The organism is Escherichia sp. MOD1-EC4550 (genome assembly GCF_963876935.1).
GTDB lineage: Bacteria > Pseudomonadota > Gammaproteobacteria > Enterobacterales > Enterobacteriaceae > Escherichia > Escherichia coli_F.
The window spans coordinates 82,374-99,433 of sequence record NZ_CAWNSE010000009.1 but is presented as its reverse complement, the minus strand read 5'-3'; the positions used below and the strand labels follow the sequence as shown (position 1 = coordinate 99,433).

Here is a 17,060-nt window from a genome sequence, read left to right as displayed (position 1 = left end):
TTTACGCTACAGCAGCTTTCGCCGCTTTGTCTGCAGCGTCATCCTGCGTCATGCGGTGCAGTTTCGGCGCAGTCAGCAGCATCAGTACTGCAATAACGGCAGTAGCGACACCAATCTGCAAGAATACGCGACCATAGACTTCCAGTGACATCAGCGGATCGGTAACGTTATCCGGCACAGCCATCATACCCGCAACATAACCACCAATCAGGTTTGCACCGGCAGTGGTCAGGAACCAGCTACCCATAATGAAGCCCATCAGACGCTGCGGAACGAGTTGAGCAACCATTGCCAGACCCAGACCAGAGATCATAAGTTCCCCGATACTCTGCAGGCCATAGCTTGCGACCAGCCAGCTTACAGACACGATACCTGCGTCAGACGCGAATTTTGCACCTAGCGGCAGAATCAGGAACGCACCAGAACACATCACCATACCGATTGCAAACTTAGTTGGCATCGGCAGGGTATCGCCCATCTTGTTATAGATAGCGGCCAGAATCGGGCTACCAATGATGATCCAGAACGGGTTCAGTGCCTGATACTGCTCAGGTTCTACGGCCAGGCCCAGAATGGTGTGTTCAACGTTACGAATCGCAAAGAAGTTCAGTGACGTTGGCATCTGGCTGTACAGCACGAAGAAGATAATGGCTTCGAGCATCAGGATGAAGGCAACGATCATTTTACGACGCGCAGCACCTTTCATCGCGAAGGCTTCTTTACCGAAGATAACCACGATACCAAAGGCAACAACGCCCAGCGCCATACGCGCAACTTCCTGATTGTGCAGCAGCCAGGTGGCGATAGCGATCAGTGCCACAACACCAATAATGGTCAGCAGCAGGTTACGGTAGTTGATAGGCTCGAAGTCTGGTTTTGAACCGTACTGTTTAACCCAGCGTTGGCAGAAGGCGAAGTTAACGATAGTGATCAGCAGGCCTACAACGCTCAACGCAAACGCAACACTCCAGCCGTATTTCGCGGCCAGCCACGGGGTGGCGATCATAGAGAAGAAAGAGCCGATGTTGACGGACATGTAGTACATGGTGAATGCACCGTCCAGACGCGGGTCGTTTTTCTCATAGCATGTAGAAAGCAGAGAAGACGGGTTAGCTTTAAACAGGCCGTTACCGACCGCAATAGCCGCCATACCCATATAAACGATACCGGCGTCGTGACCAGACCAGGCAACCAGAGCATAACCAATCGCCAGCACAATAGCGCCAAGCATAATTACGCGTTTAGTACCCAGTACCTTGTCACCTAACCAGCCGCCGATAGCGACCAGACCATAAACCAGGGCACTAAAGGAAGAGAAAAGGGTGATTGAATCCGCTTCAGACATACCCAGTTGTTTAACCAGATAAACAGCCATAATTCCTTGTAGGCCGTAATAACCAAAACGTTCCCATAACTCAATCGAGAAGATGAGATAGAACGCCTTCGGTTGTTTGAAAGCGTTCAAACTGACGCTTTCAGTTGGTTTTTGGTTTGCAGTGGACACTTTTACCTCTTTTTTTACATCCCATATTAACGGGGGTGCTTTCTCGCGTTATGCCTAAAAAACATACGCGCAATTGTTATAGTGGGAGGGGAAACGGCAGGTAATGTTCACTATCTTGCACTTTCAGACAAGTCCTTTGTAATAATCTGTTACATATAACTGAGGCGGGGAATTCAACCATTCCGGGAAATGTTATCCAGCGTTAAATTTTTCAAAAAACGTAACGGCAGATTTTTTCACTACCCTGAGAGGGGGATGATGGCTTAATGGCGATATGTTCTGCTATTTAGCGTTTTTCCTAGTGAGATAGTCCAGTTTCTGAAAAATAGCCAGTGTAATGTTTTGTAGGTCAATATTTGTTGCGTGTGTAAATTTAAATGATTTTAACCTGGTTCTTGCAATGTTTTTACATTGCCACAGCATCGTGATCTTGATCACGAATGAATAGAAAATTTCGCTATTAAAAAAACAATTAACCTGCATTTTTGGTTATCCGCAAACGGATTACCTGATGATAACGCTAAGCAATGGCATCATTGACGTTAAAAAGATGTTTTAAAAGAGGATAAAGAAAGGTTATCAATGGGGTAATCGGTGTTACCCCTTTTCTTCAGATGTCAACTTTCTCTTTGTATTCACAAAGATCTTCAATAATACAAGAGCCACAGCGAGGCTTGCGGGCAATACAGGTATAACGCCCGTGCAGGATCAACCAATGGTGGCAGTCGACTTTAAACTCTGCCGGAACCACTTTCAGTAGCTTTTCTTCTACCTGTTCTACGTTTTTCCCCGGCGCAAATTGAGTACGATTACAAACGCGGAAAATGTGCGTGTCGACAGCAATAGTCGGCCAGCCGAATGCGGTGTTTAATACGACGTTGGCTGTTTTACGACCTACACCAGGCAGGGCTTCAAGCGCAGCACGATCTTCAGGCACCTCGCCATTATGCTGTTCCAGTAAGATACGGCAGGTTTTGATGATATTTTCTGCTTTGCTGTTATAAAGGCCAATAGTTTTGATATAGTTTTTCACCCCTTCGACGCCCAGCTCAAGCATCGCTGCAGGCGTATTCGCTACCGGGTAAAGTTTTGCCGTCGCCTTATTAACGCTGACATCGGTGGCCTGAGCGGAAAGCAGCACGGCAATCAGCAATTCAAAAGGCGAACTGAAATTAAGCTCAGTAGTGGGATGAGGATTGTTCTCACGCAGGCGGGTGAGGATCTCCAGGCGTTTTGCTTTGTTCATCAGACATTCCCTGTTTCACCGTTTGGCAATGCACCTTCGGCAGCTGCTTCAGCACGGCGCTTTTTCATTCTTTCATCAATCAGGTATTTTCCTGCCAGCATCAGTCCCAGGCCAATAAATGCACCTGGTGGCAGCATTGCCAGCAGGAAAGGGGAGTCGGTGTGGAAAATCTCCACGCGTAATACTTTGGCCCAGCTACCTAACAGCGCATCTGCACCGTCAAACAACGTGCCATTGCCGATAATTTCGCGTAGTGAACCCAGCACGAACATGGCGCAGGTTGCGCCCATACCAATTGAAAAGCCGTCCAGTGCCGAAAGCGCCGGACCTTTTTTTGCGGCGAAGGCTTCAGCGCGGCCCACAACGATACAGTTAGTGACAATCAGCGGAATAAAAATCCCTAACGATTGATACAGACCAAAGGCGTAGGCGTTGATCAGCATCTGTACAGCGCTGACCACCGAGGCGATGATCATCACGTAAATGGGAATGCGGATCTCGGCTGGGGTCCAGTGGCGCAGCGTCGAAATGGTCAGATTGGTCAGCGTCAGTACCAGCGTAGTCGCAAGTCCTAAACCCAGAGCGTTAGTGGCAGTGGACGTGACCGCCAGCAGCGGACAGAGGCCGAGCAGCTGGACCAGCGCAGAGTTGTTTTTCCACAACCCCTGAACAATAACGTCTTTAATTTCGCTCACGGTTTATTCTCCACAGGCAGGAAGTTGAGAAAGTTGTGACGGTAACGTCTGAGCGTACAATCCGGCGCGTTTTACCGCATTAACCACCGCGCGGGGAGTAATCGTAGCGCCGGTGAACTGGTCGAAATCACCACCATCTTTCTTCACCGCCCAGTGCGCATCATCCGCACCACTGATTTTTTTACCCGCAAAATGGGTGATCCAGTCAGAAAGGCGCAGTTCGATTTTATCGCCAAGCCCTGGCGTTTCGTGGTGCTCTGTCACGCGCGTGCCAAGTACCGTGCCGTTAAAATCGGCTCCCACCAGCAGCTGAATCGCACCGGAATAGCCATCTGGCGCGGTTGTTTCCAGAACGGCGGCTACCGGTTTGTCATCCTGTTTGGCGATGTAAACCCGATGCTCACCTTTACCTAACTCTGGCGCAGTTACCAGATAGCAACTCTGTGCCAGCGCATTGTTATAGCGTTCGGCTGGCAGCACCTGATCAAATAACGCCTTTTGTTGCAGACTGGCCTGTTCAGCAATCGTCGTTTTGGTCATCTGGTTGATGGCCGCAGTTAACCCTGTTGAACCCGCTGCAAATAGCGCCAACGTAATGCCGTGTTTTCGGATAGTTTTCAGCATGGTTTACCCTTTGCGATGGCCGTAGACGCGCGGACGCGTGTAGTAATCGATCAGAGGAACCGTGATGTTCGCCAGCAGGACGGCAAAAGCCACGCCGTCAGGATAGCCGCCGAAACTGCGGATCAACCAGACTAATAAGCCCGCCAGCGCGCCGAAAATAAGACGACCACGATTGGTCGTAGAAGCGGTAACCGGGTCAGTCAAAATAAAGAATGCGCCGAGCATGGTCGCTCCAGACAGCAGATGAATTTGCGGTGCTGCCAGTGTTTCTGGTGAGAACAACCAGCCCAACGTTGCGCATAACGCCAGCGTTACTAAGAAGCTGAGGGGAATATGCCAGCGAATCGCTTTCTGCCACAGCAACCATACGCCGCCAGCCAGCCAGGCGAGATTTACCCATTGCCAACCAACGCCCGCCAGCATACCGCTGTAGATCGGATATTGCATAATCTGTTCAACCGAATGACCGGCGCGGACAGAGGTTTTGAATGTATCCAGCGGTGTTGCCTGACTTATGCCATCAATACCTAAGCGTAGTGTGTTCATATCATTGCCACTGGTGGTATGACCGCTGAAAATAACCTGTACGGCGTCGATAAAACCAGGGATGTTGACCGCAATTTCATGCGGCGGTAACCAGCTGGTCATCTGCACCGGGAAGGAGATCAGTAAGACCACATAACCAATCATTGCCGGATTAAACGGGTTTTGCCCCAGACCGCCATACAACTGTTTAGCGATGATCACCGCAAACACCGTACCCAGTACGACCATCCACCATGGCGCGAGGGGGGGAATACTTACCGCCAGCAATAAGCCTGTCAGCAATGCTGAGTTATCTTTCAACGTTGCGGCTACCGACTGCTTGCGTAGTTTGAGTACGAGAGCTTCGGCTAATAGAGCACTGACCGACGCCAACAGGATCTGAACGAGAGTACCCCAGCCAAAAAACCACAGTTGCGCAGCGATTCCTGGCACGGCTGCGATCAGCACCAGTAGCATAATGCGCGATGTCTGGCGTTGGTTATGGGTATAAGGGGAGCTAGCTATTCTGAATACCATTTAGTCCTCGTTTACAACCTTTTGCTGGGCGGCTTTTTTGGCCTGAACGCGGGCAATAGCCGCGGCAACGGCAGCTTTGCGTGGATCGACCTGTTCTTCTGGTTCTTCGTTAGCCTGTTGCTGTTCCAGCTTGCGTGCTTTGGCACGGGCAATAGCCGCGGCAACGGCAGCTTTGCGTGGATCGACCTGTTCTTCTGGTTCTTCGTTAGCCTGTTGCTGTTCCAGCTTGCGTGCTTTGGCACGGGCAATAGCGGCTTCGACGGCAGCTTTGCGCGGATCGACCTGTTGTTCTGGTTCCGCATTAGCCTGTTGCTGTTCCAGCTTGCGTGCTTTGGCACGGGCAATAGCGGCTTCGACGGCGGCTTTGCGCGGATCGACCTGTTGTTCTGGCTCTGCGTTAGCCTGTTGCTGTTCCAGCTTGCGTGCTTTGGCACGGGCAATAGCGGCTTCGACGGCGTCTTTGCGCGGATCGACCTGTTCTTCTGGTTCCGCATTAGCTTGTTGCTGTTCCAGCTTGCGCGCTTTGGCGCGGGCGATAGCGGCTTCAACTGCGGTTTTACGTGGATCAGCAACGGTTGCTGCGTCGTTAGTTTGCTGCAGTTCTGCCTGTTTCGCTCTGGCTTGCGCTTTACGGGCTTCCCGTGCTGCAATAATTGCGCTGTTATCCGGGCGTTCGCCCGCTTTAATCACAATAGGCTGTGTAGCCTGGGCCTGTTTCTCTTTCACCCGCGCCAGAGCGGCAGCAATCGCATCTTTATCTTTGGCTGCAGGTTGAACGGCTGCGCTCTTATGTCGTTCAAGGCGAGCCGCTTTTTCGCGCTCCAGACGAGCCTGGCGCGCTTCGAAACGCGCTTTGGCTTCTGCGGCGCGCTTTTCTTCCTGACGAATAGCCGCAATTTCAGCTTTTTCCTGACGGAAATATTGCACCAGGGGGATATTGCTCGGGCAAACCCACGCGCAAGCCCCACATTCAATGCAGTCGGCAATGTTATGCGTGGTGGCTTTATCGTGTTGCTGACCTTTGCTGAACCAGTACAGCTGTTGCGGCAAAAGATCCGCAGGGCAGGCGTCAGCACAGGCGCTACAACGGATGCAATTTTGTTCTTCCTGTGGTTCGCCAAGCTCATTGGCAGAGGGAGCCAACAGACAGTTGGTAATCTTTACGACCGGGACATCCAGCCATGGCAAGGTAAAGCCCATTAGCGGGCCGCCCATAATCACCATTTGATCGGCAGAGGGGCAGAATCCGGCATCATTCAATAAATGACGCACTGGCGTACCCAGCCGTGCCCAGACGTTGCCCGGGCGTGCGATTGCTTCGCCAGTCAGGGTCACGACACGCTCGGTAATCGGTTCGCCATCAATAACGGCACGTTTCACTGCATAAGCAGTGCCGACGTTTTGCATTAATACGCCGATATCGGATGAACGCCCGCCATGTGGAACCTGCTTCCCGGTCAGAATGTAGGTTAATTGTTTAGCACCGCCAGAAGGATATTTGGTTGGAATCACCCGCAGAGAAATATCGTGAGAGTCCGCCAGCACCGCGCGCAGCATGGAAATCGCCTGCGGTTTGTTATCTTCAATGCCGATAAGAATTTCGCGTGGCTGCAGAATATGCGCAAGAATGCGAATACCCTCTACGACCTGAGCCGCGCAATCCTGCATCAAACGGTCATCGGCGGTAATGTACGGCTCGCACTCAGCAGCGTTGATAATCAACGTTTCAATCTTATCTCCGCCGCCCTGCAATTTAACGCCTGTCGGGAATCCCGCACCACCCAGCCCGGCAACACCAAACTGATGAATGCGCTCGATTAACTCTTCGCGACTGCGAGAGCGATAATCGTCCCAGCCGTCGCGCGGGATCCAGCAGTCTTCGCCATCGGCATCAATAATCACGCTTAATTCAGCTAAAGCTGAAGGATGAGCCGTAGAGTGGGGCGCAATAGCCGTAACGGTACCCGAGGTGGGCGCGTGAACTGGCAGCATTTTGCCGCGTCCACGGGTAAGCGGCTGGCCGCGCAGTACTTTATCGCCGACACTAACGCACAACTCACCTTCAGCGCCAATATGCTGTTTCAGTGGAATAACAAAACGCTGCGCCAGTGGTACCTGGCGCAGGGGCGTACCGTTGGACTGGGTTTTCATCTCCGGTGGATGGATGCCGCCGTTGAAATCCCAGATTTTATTTTGTCTGAATGCAGAGAATAACTTAAGCATGGTGTTCCACGGGAATGATACGCACGGGAATGGTGTTCAGATCCCATTTCCAGGAGTCAGGTGTTTCTGCAACCGGTTGCAACGAGATGCAGTGCGTCGGGCACGGATCAACACATAAATTGCAGCCCGTACAGAGATCACTCATTACCGTATGCATGGCGCGGGTAGCACCAACGATGGCGTCTACCGGACACGCCTGAATACATTTAGTGCAGCCAATACAGTTATTTTCATCAATAAACGCCACCATCCGCGCAGGCGTTAGCTCTTGCGCTTCGCCATCCAGCGGCTGTGGCTCGACATTAAGCAACTCAGCAATTTTTAGCATCACAGCTTCGCCACCTGGGGCGCAGCGGTTAATTTTTTCACCGTTACAGCTGATGGCTTCCGCGTAGGGGCGACAGCCGGGATAACCGCATTGACCACACTGGCTCTGCGGTAAGATTTCGTCAATTTTCTCAACGACCGGATCGTCTTCCACCGCAAAACGGCGGGAGGCATAACCCAGAATGGCGCCAAACGCCAGGCCCAGCAGGCTCACGGCGGCAACGGCAATCCAGATAGCATTCATTACAACTTCACCAAACCACTAAAGCCCATAAAGGCCAGAGACATAAGACCTGCGGTAATTAACGCAATGGCATTACCGCGAAAAGGTGCCGGGACATCAGCCACAGCAAGGCGTTCGCGGATGGCGGCGAAGAGCACCATCACCAGCGAGAAACCGACAGCGGCGGAAAAACCGTACAGCGCCGACTGCAAGAAATTGTGCCCGAGATTGATATTCAGCAACGCCACGCCGAGCACTGCACAGTTGGTGGTGATAAGCGGCAAAAAAATCCCCAGCAGACGGTAAAGCACCGGGCTGGTTTTACGCACCACCATCTCGGTGAACTGCACAACCACAGCAATCACCAGAATAAACGCCAGGGTGCGCAGGTAAATCAGATTAAGCGGGATCAAAATCCACGTATCGATAAGCCAGGCGCAAATAGACGCCAGCGTCATCACAAACGTTGTAGCCAGCCCCATGCCCATCGCGGTTTCCAGCTTTTTGGAAACCCCCATAAACGGACAGAGACCGAGAAACTTGACCAGTACAAAGTTATTGACCAGTACAGTTCCGACAAACAGTAACAGGTAGTCAGTCATTTTTCGGCCTGAAATAAAAAAGCCGCCTATTATCCGTTAATCCAGAGCAGGCGACAACAGGTTAACTGTAAGGTTATTACGGATTCACAAACGTCGCTTTCACCCGCGACGAGCGTTTAAAATAGGGGACGATCAATGCGGTTGCCAACAAAGTAAACAGTAACTGGCGAACGGCTATGCCATCTTCCACGGGTGAAAAAGCGAACGCTTTTACTGCCAGCAATACGGAAATAAGCAGCCAGATAATATAGTGTTTAGGAACACAACGCCGACGTTTAAAGAAAGCGATGGTCAACCACAGTGTGTAATACCACATGGCGATAGCGGTAATAAAAGAAACGCCCCATAAGATTTGTGTCGTCAGTGCTTGTTCGCCGAGCGTTTGAAATGTTTGCGGAGAAGATAACGCAGCGGTATACAGCAACAACGCCAGCGTCGTACTTAACAGAGCGACTAAAAGCCAGGCCAATGGGCCAAGCAACCAGCCTCCAATACGTTGTGGCGTTGTGGTGGTCATAGGTTCTCCAGAATAGCGACGCAAACAGGCAAATCTAATTTTAGGGGCGTTATTATAAGGCTTTTATAACCGATCGCTACTTTCTTTATTGGACATAGTGCCAGACGGACTTCGGTACCTGGCCGAGGTCAAACAAACGCCCGCCAGAAACCAGCTCTGCGCGACGGTGATCGGCAGCACGATACATATTGATCAGTTCCTGATCGTCCGTCAGGGTGTAATTAAGATGGTCGTAGAGTTTTTCCAGACTTTCGAGTGAACTGATTTTGCGAAATTTTAATAAGTAGTCCTGAACAGTCATAAAAGGTCCATAAAATAATTAATACCAAAGGGGTAGGTATTATTAGTGATGATAAAATTTCACCAAAAGTGAACGTTTGTATTATTACAATAATAAGAATGCGCTGATGGTAAATATTCAGGGATGAAAAACTGCTCTGAAAAGAGTAACGCGCTTTACTATCCCTGACAATCACCAACATCATCGAACAAGATAATAAATTCCTGGTTTAATATCCGACAAGTTAAAACATGCACCCGGTCGGGCAGTATGTCGCTCTACAAGAGTAGAGCTTACTTGTGTTGTACCGTAGCACTCTGTTCAGGTGGCTGATAGTTGTCAATGTGACTCGCCACGCCAAGAAGAATGACTGAAACGACAAGAACGATCCAACCTGTTAATTCAATAAGACGATTCATTACAGCCCACATCTCTGTTGATTGATCCATTAACTTCAGGGGGTAAATGTTACTTAGCAATAATAGCTCCAGCAAGATTTTTACTGAGGTTTTTGCGATATTTAGCTTTTGTCGTTGGAAAATTCGCTATTTTTTTGACTTAAGTTAAACAACATCCCTTATTGCTGGCAGGTTATTAAACTGTTGAGCGAGGGTAAAGGATAGTGTCAAATAGCCATCATACTTCAATGAGAGGCAATGACATGAGCGACAACATCCGTGTTGGGTTGATTGGGTATGGTTATGCGAGCAAAACCTTCCATGCGCCCCTGATTGCGGGCACGCCCGGGCTGGAACTGGCGGTAATCTCCAGCAGCGATGAAACAAAAGTAAAAGCCGACTGGCCAACGGTTACGGTTGTCTCTGAGCCGAAGCATCTGTTTAACGATCCCAACATAGACCTGATTGTCATCCCTACACCCAACGATACCCATTTCCCGTTAGCCAAAGCGGCGCTTGAGGCGGGTAAACATGTGGTCGTTGATAAACCCTTTACCGTGACACTGTCACAAGCGCGAGAGCTGGAAGCGCTGGCAAAAAGCCTGGGGCGTGTGCTGTCTGTATTCCATAACCGTCGCTGGGATAGCGATTTCCTGACGCTAAAAGGTTTGCTCGCGGAAGGCGTACTGGGTGAAGTTGCTTACTTTGAGTCTCATTTTGACCGCTTCCGTCCGCAGGTGCGCGATCGTTGGCGTGAACAGGGCGGCCCTGGCAGCGGTATCTGGTACGATTTAGCACCGCATCTTCTTGATCAGGCCATTACGCTATTTGGTTTACCGGTTAGCATGACGGTAGATTTGGCACAGTTACGGCCCGGAGCGCAGTCGACTGATTATTTCCACGCCATCTTGTCCTATCCGCAGCGGCGAGTCATTTTACACGGCACCATGCTGGCAGCCGCTGAGTCAGCACGTTATATCGTGCATGGATCCCGAGGCAGTTATGTGAAATATGGCCTCGATCCACAGGAAGAACGTCTGAAAAATGGCGAGCGTCTGCCGCAGGAAGACTGGGGCTACGATATGCGTGATGGCGTACTTACCCGCGTGGAAGGTGAGGAACGTGTCGAAGAAACGCTGTTGACAGTGCCGGGGAATTATCCGGCTTACTATGCGGCTATTCGTGATGCGTTAAATGGCGATGGTGAAAATCCGGTTCCGGCAAGTCAGGCAATCCAGGTAATGGAGTTGATTGAGCTGGGCATCGAATCCGCCAAACATCGCGCAACTTTGTGCCTTGCGTGAAAAGGGGATGGTGCAATTAGCACCATCCATTTTTGTTACTTCGTGGCGACTTTTTCTCGCAGTGCGCGTTTTTCCTCTGCGCTGAGGAAAGCCATTTCCAGACCATTAATCTGTGCCTGGCGGATTTGCTCGCGGGATAACCCAGCAGCTGGCGCGGCAACGGTATATTCGTGAATGATATCCACTCCCTGTACGCCGGGATCGTCAGTGTTAATGCTGGCACGAATGCCATGCTCAAGGAACGTTTTCAGCGGATGTGCCGCCAGATCCGCCACGGTGCTGGTCTGAATATTGGAGGTCAGACAGGATTCAATACCAATTTGTTGCTCGGCGAGAAAATCCATCAGCGCCCGATCTTCAATGGCTTTTACGCCATGTCCAATACGCTCCGCCCCCAGTTCACGAATCGCCTGCCAGATGCTTTCCGGCCCGGCAGCTTCGCCTGCATGGACGGTAATATGCCAGCCCGCATCACGCGCGCGGTTGAAGTGAGAAAGGAACAGACTTCCCGGGAAACCAAGTTCATCACCGGCTAAATCAAGTGCGGTAATCTGGTCACGGTGGGCTAAAAAGGCCTCCAGTTCTTGCTGACAGGCGGCTTCACCGAAGGTCCGGCTCATAATGCCGATAAGCTTCGCCTGCACACCAAAGGTGCGGCAACCTTCACGTACGCCATCGATCACCGCTTCGACAACACCCGCTACAGGCAGCTGATGTGCCATTGCCATGTAGCCCGGTGAAAAACGCAGCTCGACATAGTGCAGGCCGTTACGGGCTGCATCTTCAATGTTTTCAAATGCCACGCGGCGGCAAGCATCAAGAGAGGCGAGAACTTTAACGCCCCAGTCAAGTTTGGTCAGAAAGCTCACCAGATCGGGTTCGTTGGCAATGACCTGAACGTGGGGAATCAGTGTTTCCAGGGATTGTGCAGGAAGCGAGATATTATACTGGCGGCCAAGTTCAAGAATGGTCTGGGGACGAATGTTGCCATCAAGGTGGCGATGGATATCAGTTAATGGCAGGGTGGTATCAATCATGGTCGCACTCTTTTTCCGGATATAAAAGTGCGCACCATTATAAAAACAAAGCAGGGTAAAAATCCACGATTGCGCAACGATTTTTTACGTTGCGCAATTGGGGTTAACGAACAGCGCGGATGGCGTTAATTAATCCAGCAACACCTTTTTCCAGTTTCGAACGCGGGCAGCCGGCATTGAGACGGACAAAACCACGACCTTCTTCACCGTAGGTATACCCCGGCATGATCGCGACCTTCTCTTGCTCGATAAGCGCTTTTTGCAACGCGTTGTCGTCAATATTCAACGGACGTAGATCAAGCCAGGCCAGATAAGTGGATTGCGGGATCTGCCAGTTGAGTTCAGGAAACGCGGCGTTCATTTTATCTGCGATATACGTCAGGTTATCTTTCAGATAGACGCGTAAGGCATCCAGCCACGGTGCACCTTGCTGATAGGCGGCGATATGGGCAGTTAACGCCAGTACCGAAGGGGAAGAAAGCCCATCACGTCCTTTCAGTGCCGATAAATAGGTATCACGGCTGCTGCTATTTTCTATAATCCCATAAGCACCGGTCAGGGCGGGAATATTGAAACTTTTCGATCCCGACGTCAGCAACGCCCAGTCTCCCCTCGCCACATTACTCCATGGAATATGCGGCTGCTCGCCCCAGACCATATCCATATGGATTTCATCGGAAATAACCCGCACACCATGACGCTCACACAGGTCAGCCATGATCTCCAGCTCATCGCACGTCCACACTTTCCCGGTAGGATTCTGTGGGCTACACAGGAGCATAATTTTACATTCTGGTTTCGCCAGCACGGCTTCCAGCTTGCCCATATCGCAAAACCAGCCGTCAGGCTGCTTCTCTAAAGCAACGGGCATTACTGTGCGCTGGTTACCTTCAATGGCCTTGTAAAATGCGTCATAGGCGGGTGTGTGGATCACCACGCCTTCACCTGTTTCAGACCACTGACGAATCAGTTCTGAAACCATATAGATAACAGAAGGGCCATACACCACCGACTGAGGATCGATGGCGGTGTAATGCTGGGTGGAAAACCAGTGGGCAATAGCCGCGAGAAACTCATCGTTTTTCCAGCGGCTGTAGCCAAACACGCCGTGCATCAGGCGCTGATTTAGCGCCTCGATAATGCAGGGGGCAGTGGCAAAATCCATGTCTGAAATCGTGAACGGTAACAGGTCAGCAGTGCCGAAACGGTCAGCGACATAATCCCACTGCGTACACCATGTGCCATGACGATCCACGACCTTTGAAAAATCGAACATATCTTATCCTTATGCCTGAACAGTATGCATCAGACCGGCCATTTCATCTTTTACTGACTGAACTTGTGGCCCGATAACAACCTGCAGGTTATGTTGATTAAGTTGTACTACGCCAATTGCCCGATTGTCCTTCAGTGCCTGCACATTAACAAGCGACATATCTTTCACAGACAAACGCAGACGGGTAATGCAGTTATCGAGGCTGACAATATTGTCGGCACCGCCTAAGGCTTCGAGGATTGCCGGAACGTTGTAACCTGATTTACCCGGTGCACCGGCAACGGCTTTTTCGATTGAGCTGGCAACTTCGCTATCGCGCCCCGGGGTTTTCAGATTGAAGCGGGTGATAGCGAAACGGAAGATGACGTAGTAAACGACAAACCAGATTGCCGCCACCACTGGCACCATGTACCACTTGGTTGACAGACCATGCAAAATACCGAACACCACGAAGTCGATGATATTGCCGTCGGTATTACCGATGGTGACGCCGAGCACAGACATGACGGTGAAGCCGAGGCCGGTTAACAGCGCGTGGATGACATACAGAACTGGCGCTACGAACAGGAACAGGAATTCCAGCGGTTCGGTCGTGCCGCCAACGACACAGGCGATCAGGCCAGAAATCAGCAGCCCTTTAATTTTATGGCGATTTTCCGGGCGCGCGCAGTGATACATAGCTAACGCTGCACCTGGCAGACCGCCGAGAAACGCAGGCATTTTGCCTTGCGAAAGGAAACGCGTGGCGCTTTCAGAAAAACCGTGAGTGGTCGGGCAACTCAATTGCGCCTGGAAGATGGTCAGTGCGCCGCTGACGGTTTGACCGCAGACTTCCTGCGTGCCGCCTGCGTCGGTAAAGCGAATTAATGCCACCAGAATGTGATGCAGACCAAACGGCAACAGCAGACGTTCACCGGTACCAAACAGCATCGGTCCGAAATCACCCGCGCTGTTTATCATATGGCCCAAGCCGCTAATACCCATGGCGAAAATCGGCCAGACTAATGGAATCACCAGACCGACAAGACCCATTACCAGTGAGGAGATGATTGGCACGAAGCGCGTACCGCCGAAGAATGCCAGCGCATCCGGCAGGCGGATATTATGGAAACGCTCATGCAGCATCCAGACGATAATACCGGCGATCACTGCACCGAGGATCCCGGTGTCGATCGACTGGATCCCAAGAATGCTCTGAATGTTATTGGCTTTCAGAACCGCGGCGTCCGTGGTTGGCAGAATGCCTTTATTGGTCAACCAGAAGTTTACCGCGAGATTCATTACCGCATAACCGACAAAGCCAGCAAATGCCGCTACACCTTTGTTTTCGCGTGCCAGGCCCAGCGGGATGGCGATACAGAACATGACTGGCAGGAAACTAAAAGCAAACGAGCCAATCTTACTCATCCAGGTAAAGATAGCCTGCAACACGGGGTTGCCCAGGACCGGGATCAGGGTGATGACATCATGGCTGCTAAGAGAACTACCAATGCCGAGCATAATGCCGCAGAACGACAATAATGCCACGGGTAACATGAAGGTTTTGCCTAACTGCTGGAAGAACTCCCACAGCGTGACTTTCGGTGCTGTTTTCGCCGTCATAAAACGACTCCTCGTAGAGAACAATCTGGATTCAGTAAATTGCGCGAGAAGATAAAACGTTTTATCAAATTTTAGTGAGGCACAAATCACATTACGCAACGATAATAGCGGGTATAAGATAAATAAAAGGTAAAACGTTTTATCTGTCACATAATCAGGGAGTAGGTCATCTGCATGGCTACCGCCAAAAAAATAACCATTCATGATGTTGCACTGGCTGCGGGTGTGTCGGTAAGCACCGTTTCGCTGGTGCTAAGTGGCAAAGGGCGAATCTCTACCGCCACAGGAGAACGCGTTAACGCCGCCATTGAAGAGCTGGGATTTGTGCGCAATCGTCAGGCGTCGGCGCTGCGCGGCGGGCAAAGCGGCGTCATTGGTTTGATCGTCCGTGATTTATCTGCGCCGTTTTACGCCGAATTAACGGCCGGATTGACGGAAGCTCTGGAAGCGCAGGGACGGATGGTTTTTTTGCTTCACGGCGGTAAAGACGGCGAGCAGCTGGCACAGCGGTTTTCACTGTTATTGAATCAGGGGGTCGATGGTGTGGTAATTGCCGGGGCTGCAGGAAGCAGCGATGACCTGCGACGGATGGCAGAAGAAAAAGCTATCCCGGTGATTTTCGCTTCCCGTGCCAGTTATCTTGATGATGTTGATACGGTTCGCCCGGATAACATGCAGGCTGCACAGTTGTTGACGGAGCATCTCATTCGCAATGGGCATCAGCGTATCGCCTGGCTGGGAGGGCAAAGTTCCTCATTAACCCGGGCAGAGCGGGTGGGGGGCTATTGTGCAACTCTACTAAAATTTGGCCTGCCGTTTCACAGCGATTGGGTGTTGGAGTGCACTTCCAGCCAGAAGCAAGCCGCGGAAGCTATCACGGCGCTTTTGCGTCATAACCCGACCATCAGTGCCGTGGTTTGCTACAACGAAACTATTGCGATGGGGGCCTGGTTTGGTTTGCTGAAAGCAGGGCGGCAAAGCGGGGAAAGCGGAGTCGATCGTTACTTTGAACAACAGGTTTCGTTGGCGGCATTTACCGATGCAACGCCAACCACACTTGATGACATACCTGTTACCTGGGCCAGCACGCCTGCGCGGGAACTTGGTACGACTCTTGCAGATCGCATGATGCAAAAAATCACCCACGAAGAGACGCATTCGCGCAATCTTATTATCCCCGCCCGGCTCATAGCGGCAAAATAATCCTCTCTTTATCTGCTATACCTGGTAGTGTCCTTTCCTCAAGGTTAATGATAAAAAATGTGGCACACAGGCGGTGCCTTTTATTTTTACTGAAGTTCACAGGAGGTTTATGTGTTTAATTCTGACAACCTGAGACTCGACGGAAAATGCGCCATCATCACAGGTGCGGGTGCAGGTATTGGTAAAGAAATCGCCATTACATTCGCGACAGCTGGCGCATCTGTGGTGGTCAGTGATATTAACGCCGATGCAGCTAATCATGTTGTAGATGAAATTCAACAACTGGGTGGTCAGGCATTTGCCTGGCGTTGTGATATTACTTCCGAACAGGAACTCTCTGCACTGGCAGACTTTGCCGTCAGTAAGCTGGGTAAAGTTGATATTCTGGTTAACAACGCCGGTGGCGGTGGTCCTAAACCGTTTGATATGCCAATGGCGGATTTTCGCCGTGCTTATGAACTGAATGTGTTTTCTTTTTTCCATCTGTCACAACTTGTTGCGCCAGAAATGGAAAAAAATGGCGGTGGCGTTATTCTGACCATCACTTCTATGGCGGCAGAAAATAAAAATATAAACATGACTTCCTATGCTTCATCTAAAGCTGCGGCCAGTCATCTGGTCAGAAATATGGCATTTGACCTGGGTGAAAAAAATATTCGGGTAAATGGCATTGCGCCGGGGGCAATATTAACCGATGCCCTGAAATCCGTTATTACACCAGAAATTGAACAAAAAATGTTACAGCACACGCCGATCAGACGTCTGGGCCAACCGCAAGATATTGCTAACGCGGCGCTATTCCTTTGCTCGCCTGCAGCCAGCTGGGTAAGCGGACAAATCCTCACGGTCTCCGGTGGGGGGGTACAGGAGCTCAATTAATACACTAACGGACCGGTAAACAACCGTCCGTGTTGTTTACCGGGATAAACTCATCAAC

General features: G+C 50.9%; 17 protein-coding genes. 3 read left to right on the top strand and 14 right to left on the bottom strand.

Annotated elements, in window-relative coordinates; all coding sequences use genetic code 11:
• Position 1: 1 nt before the first annotated feature.
• The 11 genes from dtpA to blr form a co-directional block, all read right to left on the bottom strand.
• Complete coding sequence (gene dtpA / locus AACU19_RS05700) at positions 2 to 1,504, bottom strand: dipeptide/tripeptide permease DtpA (protein ID WP_000100942.1); 1,503 nt, start codon at positions 1,502 to 1,504, stop codon at positions 2 to 4.
• A 610-nt stretch (positions 1,505 to 2,114) separates the two neighbouring features.
• Positions 2,115 to 2,750 carry an endonuclease III gene (gene nth, locus AACU19_RS05695; RefSeq protein ID WP_103253684.1) on the bottom strand — a complete coding sequence of 212 codons (636 nt, stop codon included), beginning with the start codon at positions 2,748 to 2,750 and terminating at the stop codon, positions 2,115 to 2,117.
• Positions 2,750 to 3,445 carry an electron transport complex subunit RsxE gene (gene rsxE / locus AACU19_RS05690; RefSeq protein ID WP_032303119.1) on the bottom strand — a complete coding sequence of 232 codons (696 nt, stop codon included), beginning with the start codon at positions 3,443 to 3,445 and terminating at the stop codon, positions 2,750 to 2,752. Before rsxE ends, nth begins: the two co-directional genes overlap by 1 nt.
• A 3-nt stretch (positions 3,446 to 3,448) precedes the next feature.
• Positions 3,449 to 4,069: an electron transport complex subunit RsxG gene (rsxG, locus tag AACU19_RS05685; protein ID WP_000920799.1), complete on the bottom strand. Its 621-nt coding sequence runs from the start codon at positions 4,067 to 4,069 to the stop codon at positions 3,449 to 3,451.
• Positions 4,070 to 4,072: 3 nt separating this feature from the next.
• Positions 4,073 to 5,131, bottom strand: a complete 1,059-nt coding sequence (gene rsxD, locus AACU19_RS05680) for an electron transport complex subunit RsxD (protein WP_105278796.1) — start codon at positions 5,129 to 5,131, stop codon at positions 4,073 to 4,075.
• Positions 5,132 to 7,354 carry an electron transport complex subunit RsxC gene (gene rsxC, locus AACU19_RS05675; RefSeq protein ID WP_105278795.1) on the bottom strand — a complete coding sequence of 741 codons (2,223 nt, stop codon included), beginning with the start codon at positions 7,352 to 7,354 and terminating at the stop codon, positions 5,132 to 5,134. It abuts the gene before it with no gap.
• Entirely contained in the window at positions 7,347 to 7,925 is a 579-nt protein-coding gene (gene rsxB / locus AACU19_RS05670) for an electron transport complex subunit RsxB (RefSeq protein ID WP_000991806.1), read from the bottom strand. Before rsxB ends, rsxC begins: the two co-directional genes overlap by 8 nt.
• On the bottom strand, positions 7,925 to 8,506 hold the full coding sequence (rsxA, locus tag AACU19_RS05665; RefSeq protein ID WP_000133193.1) for an electron transport complex subunit RsxA: 582 nt from the start codon (positions 8,504 to 8,506) through the stop codon (positions 7,925 to 7,927). Before rsxA ends, rsxB begins: the two co-directional genes overlap by 1 nt.
• Positions 8,507 to 8,582: 76 nt before the next feature.
• A complete protein-coding gene (locus tag AACU19_RS05660) occupies positions 8,583 to 9,023 on the bottom strand; it encodes a DUF2569 domain-containing protein (protein ID WP_001306099.1) in 441 nt (146 codons plus the stop codon).
• Positions 9,024 to 9,108: 85 nt separating this feature from the next.
• Positions 9,109 to 9,324 carry a transcription modulator YdgT gene (ydgT, locus tag AACU19_RS05655; protein WP_000217950.1) on the bottom strand — a complete coding sequence of 72 codons (216 nt, stop codon included), beginning with the start codon at positions 9,322 to 9,324 and terminating at the stop codon, positions 9,109 to 9,111.
• Between the two features lie 272 nt (positions 9,325 to 9,596).
• Positions 9,597 to 9,722: a division septum protein Blr gene (gene blr / locus AACU19_RS05650; RefSeq protein ID WP_024166213.1), complete on the bottom strand. Its 126-nt coding sequence runs from the start codon at positions 9,720 to 9,722 to the stop codon at positions 9,597 to 9,599.
• Positions 9,723 to 9,964: 242 nt separating this feature from the next.
• Between blr and AACU19_RS05645 the strand changes: the two genes are divergently transcribed.
• A complete protein-coding gene (locus AACU19_RS05645) occupies positions 9,965 to 11,005 on the top strand; it encodes an oxidoreductase (RefSeq protein WP_001282537.1) in 1,041 nt (346 codons plus the stop codon).
• Positions 11,006 to 11,040: 35 nt separating this feature from the next.
• On the opposite strand, the gene add is transcribed toward AACU19_RS05645, so the two are convergent.
• The 3 genes from add to malX all read right to left on the bottom strand — a co-directional run bounded on the left by add (position 11,041) and on the right by malX (position 14,920).
• Positions 11,041 to 12,042 carry an adenosine deaminase gene (gene add / locus AACU19_RS05640; RefSeq protein ID WP_088541862.1) on the bottom strand — a complete coding sequence of 334 codons (1,002 nt, stop codon included), beginning with the start codon at positions 12,040 to 12,042 and terminating at the stop codon, positions 11,041 to 11,043.
• A 103-nt stretch (positions 12,043 to 12,145) separates the two neighbouring features.
• Positions 12,146 to 13,318: a bifunctional maltose regulon transcriptional repressor/cystathionine beta-lyase MalY gene (gene malY, locus AACU19_RS05635; protein ID WP_105278794.1), complete on the bottom strand. Its 1,173-nt coding sequence runs from the start codon at positions 13,316 to 13,318 to the stop codon at positions 12,146 to 12,148.
• A 9-nt stretch (positions 13,319 to 13,327) separates the two neighbouring features.
• Positions 13,328 to 14,920, bottom strand: a complete 1,593-nt coding sequence (malX, locus tag AACU19_RS05630; RefSeq protein ID WP_000125609.1) for a PTS maltose transporter subunit IICB — start codon at positions 14,918 to 14,920, stop codon at positions 13,328 to 13,330.
• Positions 14,921 to 15,094: 174 nt separating this feature from the next.
• Between malX and malI the strand changes: the two genes are divergently transcribed.
• Together malI and hdhA are read left to right on the top strand one after the other, a co-directional pair.
• Positions 15,095 to 16,123, top strand: coding sequence for a mal regulon transcriptional regulator MalI (malI, locus tag AACU19_RS05625; protein WP_000179513.1), 1,029 nt, complete (start codon positions 15,095 to 15,097; stop codon positions 16,121 to 16,123).
• 111 nt (positions 16,124 to 16,234) lie between these two features.
• Positions 16,235 to 17,002: a 7-alpha-hydroxysteroid dehydrogenase gene (gene hdhA / locus AACU19_RS05620; protein WP_000483371.1), complete on the top strand. Its 768-nt coding sequence runs from the start codon at positions 16,235 to 16,237 to the stop codon at positions 17,000 to 17,002.
• The last annotated feature ends 58 nt before the right edge of the window (positions 17,003 to 17,060 follow it).

Excerpts from the sequence above, each read along its gene's own strand:
- nth (WP_103253684.1), bottom strand. The coding sequence starts at position 2,750 with ATGAACAAAGCAAAACGCCTGGAGATCCTCACCCGCCTGCGTGAGAAC.
- rsxG (WP_000920799.1), bottom strand. The coding sequence starts at position 4,069 with ATGCTGAAAACTATCCGAAAACACGGCATTACGTTGGCGCTATTTGCA.
- rsxD (WP_105278796.1), bottom strand. The coding sequence starts at position 5,131 with ATGGTATTCAGAATAGCTAGCTCCCCTTATACCCATAACCAACGCCAG.
- rsxC (WP_105278795.1), bottom strand. The coding sequence starts at position 7,354 with ATGCTTAAGTTATTCTCTGCATTCAGACAAAATAAAATCTGGGATTTC.
- rsxB (WP_000991806.1), bottom strand. The coding sequence starts at position 7,925 with ATGAATGCTATCTGGATTGCCGTTGCCGCCGTGAGCCTGCTGGGCCTG.
- rsxA (WP_000133193.1), bottom strand. The coding sequence starts at position 8,506 with ATGACTGACTACCTGTTACTGTTTGTCGGAACTGTACTGGTCAATAAC.
- AACU19_RS05660 (WP_001306099.1), bottom strand. The coding sequence starts at position 9,023 with ATGACCACCACAACGCCACAACGTATTGGAGGCTGGTTGCTTGGCCCA.
- ydgT (WP_000217950.1), bottom strand. The coding sequence starts at position 9,324 with ATGACTGTTCAGGACTACTTATTAAAATTTCGCAAAATCAGTTCACTC.
- blr (WP_024166213.1), bottom strand. The coding sequence starts at position 9,722 with ATGAATCGTCTTATTGAATTAACAGGTTGGATCGTTCTTGTCGTTTCA.
- AACU19_RS05645 (WP_001282537.1), top strand. The coding sequence starts at position 9,965 with ATGAGCGACAACATCCGTGTTGGGTTGATTGGGTATGGTTATGCGAGC.
- add (WP_088541862.1), bottom strand. The coding sequence starts at position 12,042 with ATGATTGATACCACCCTGCCATTAACTGATATCCATCGCCACCTTGAT.
- malY (WP_105278794.1), bottom strand. The coding sequence starts at position 13,318 with ATGTTCGATTTTTCAAAGGTCGTGGATCGTCATGGCACATGGTGTACG.
- malX (WP_000125609.1), bottom strand. The coding sequence starts at position 14,920 with ATGACGGCGAAAACAGCACCGAAAGTCACGCTGTGGGAGTTCTTCCAG.
- malI (WP_000179513.1), top strand. The coding sequence starts at position 15,095 with ATGGCTACCGCCAAAAAAATAACCATTCATGATGTTGCACTGGCTGCG.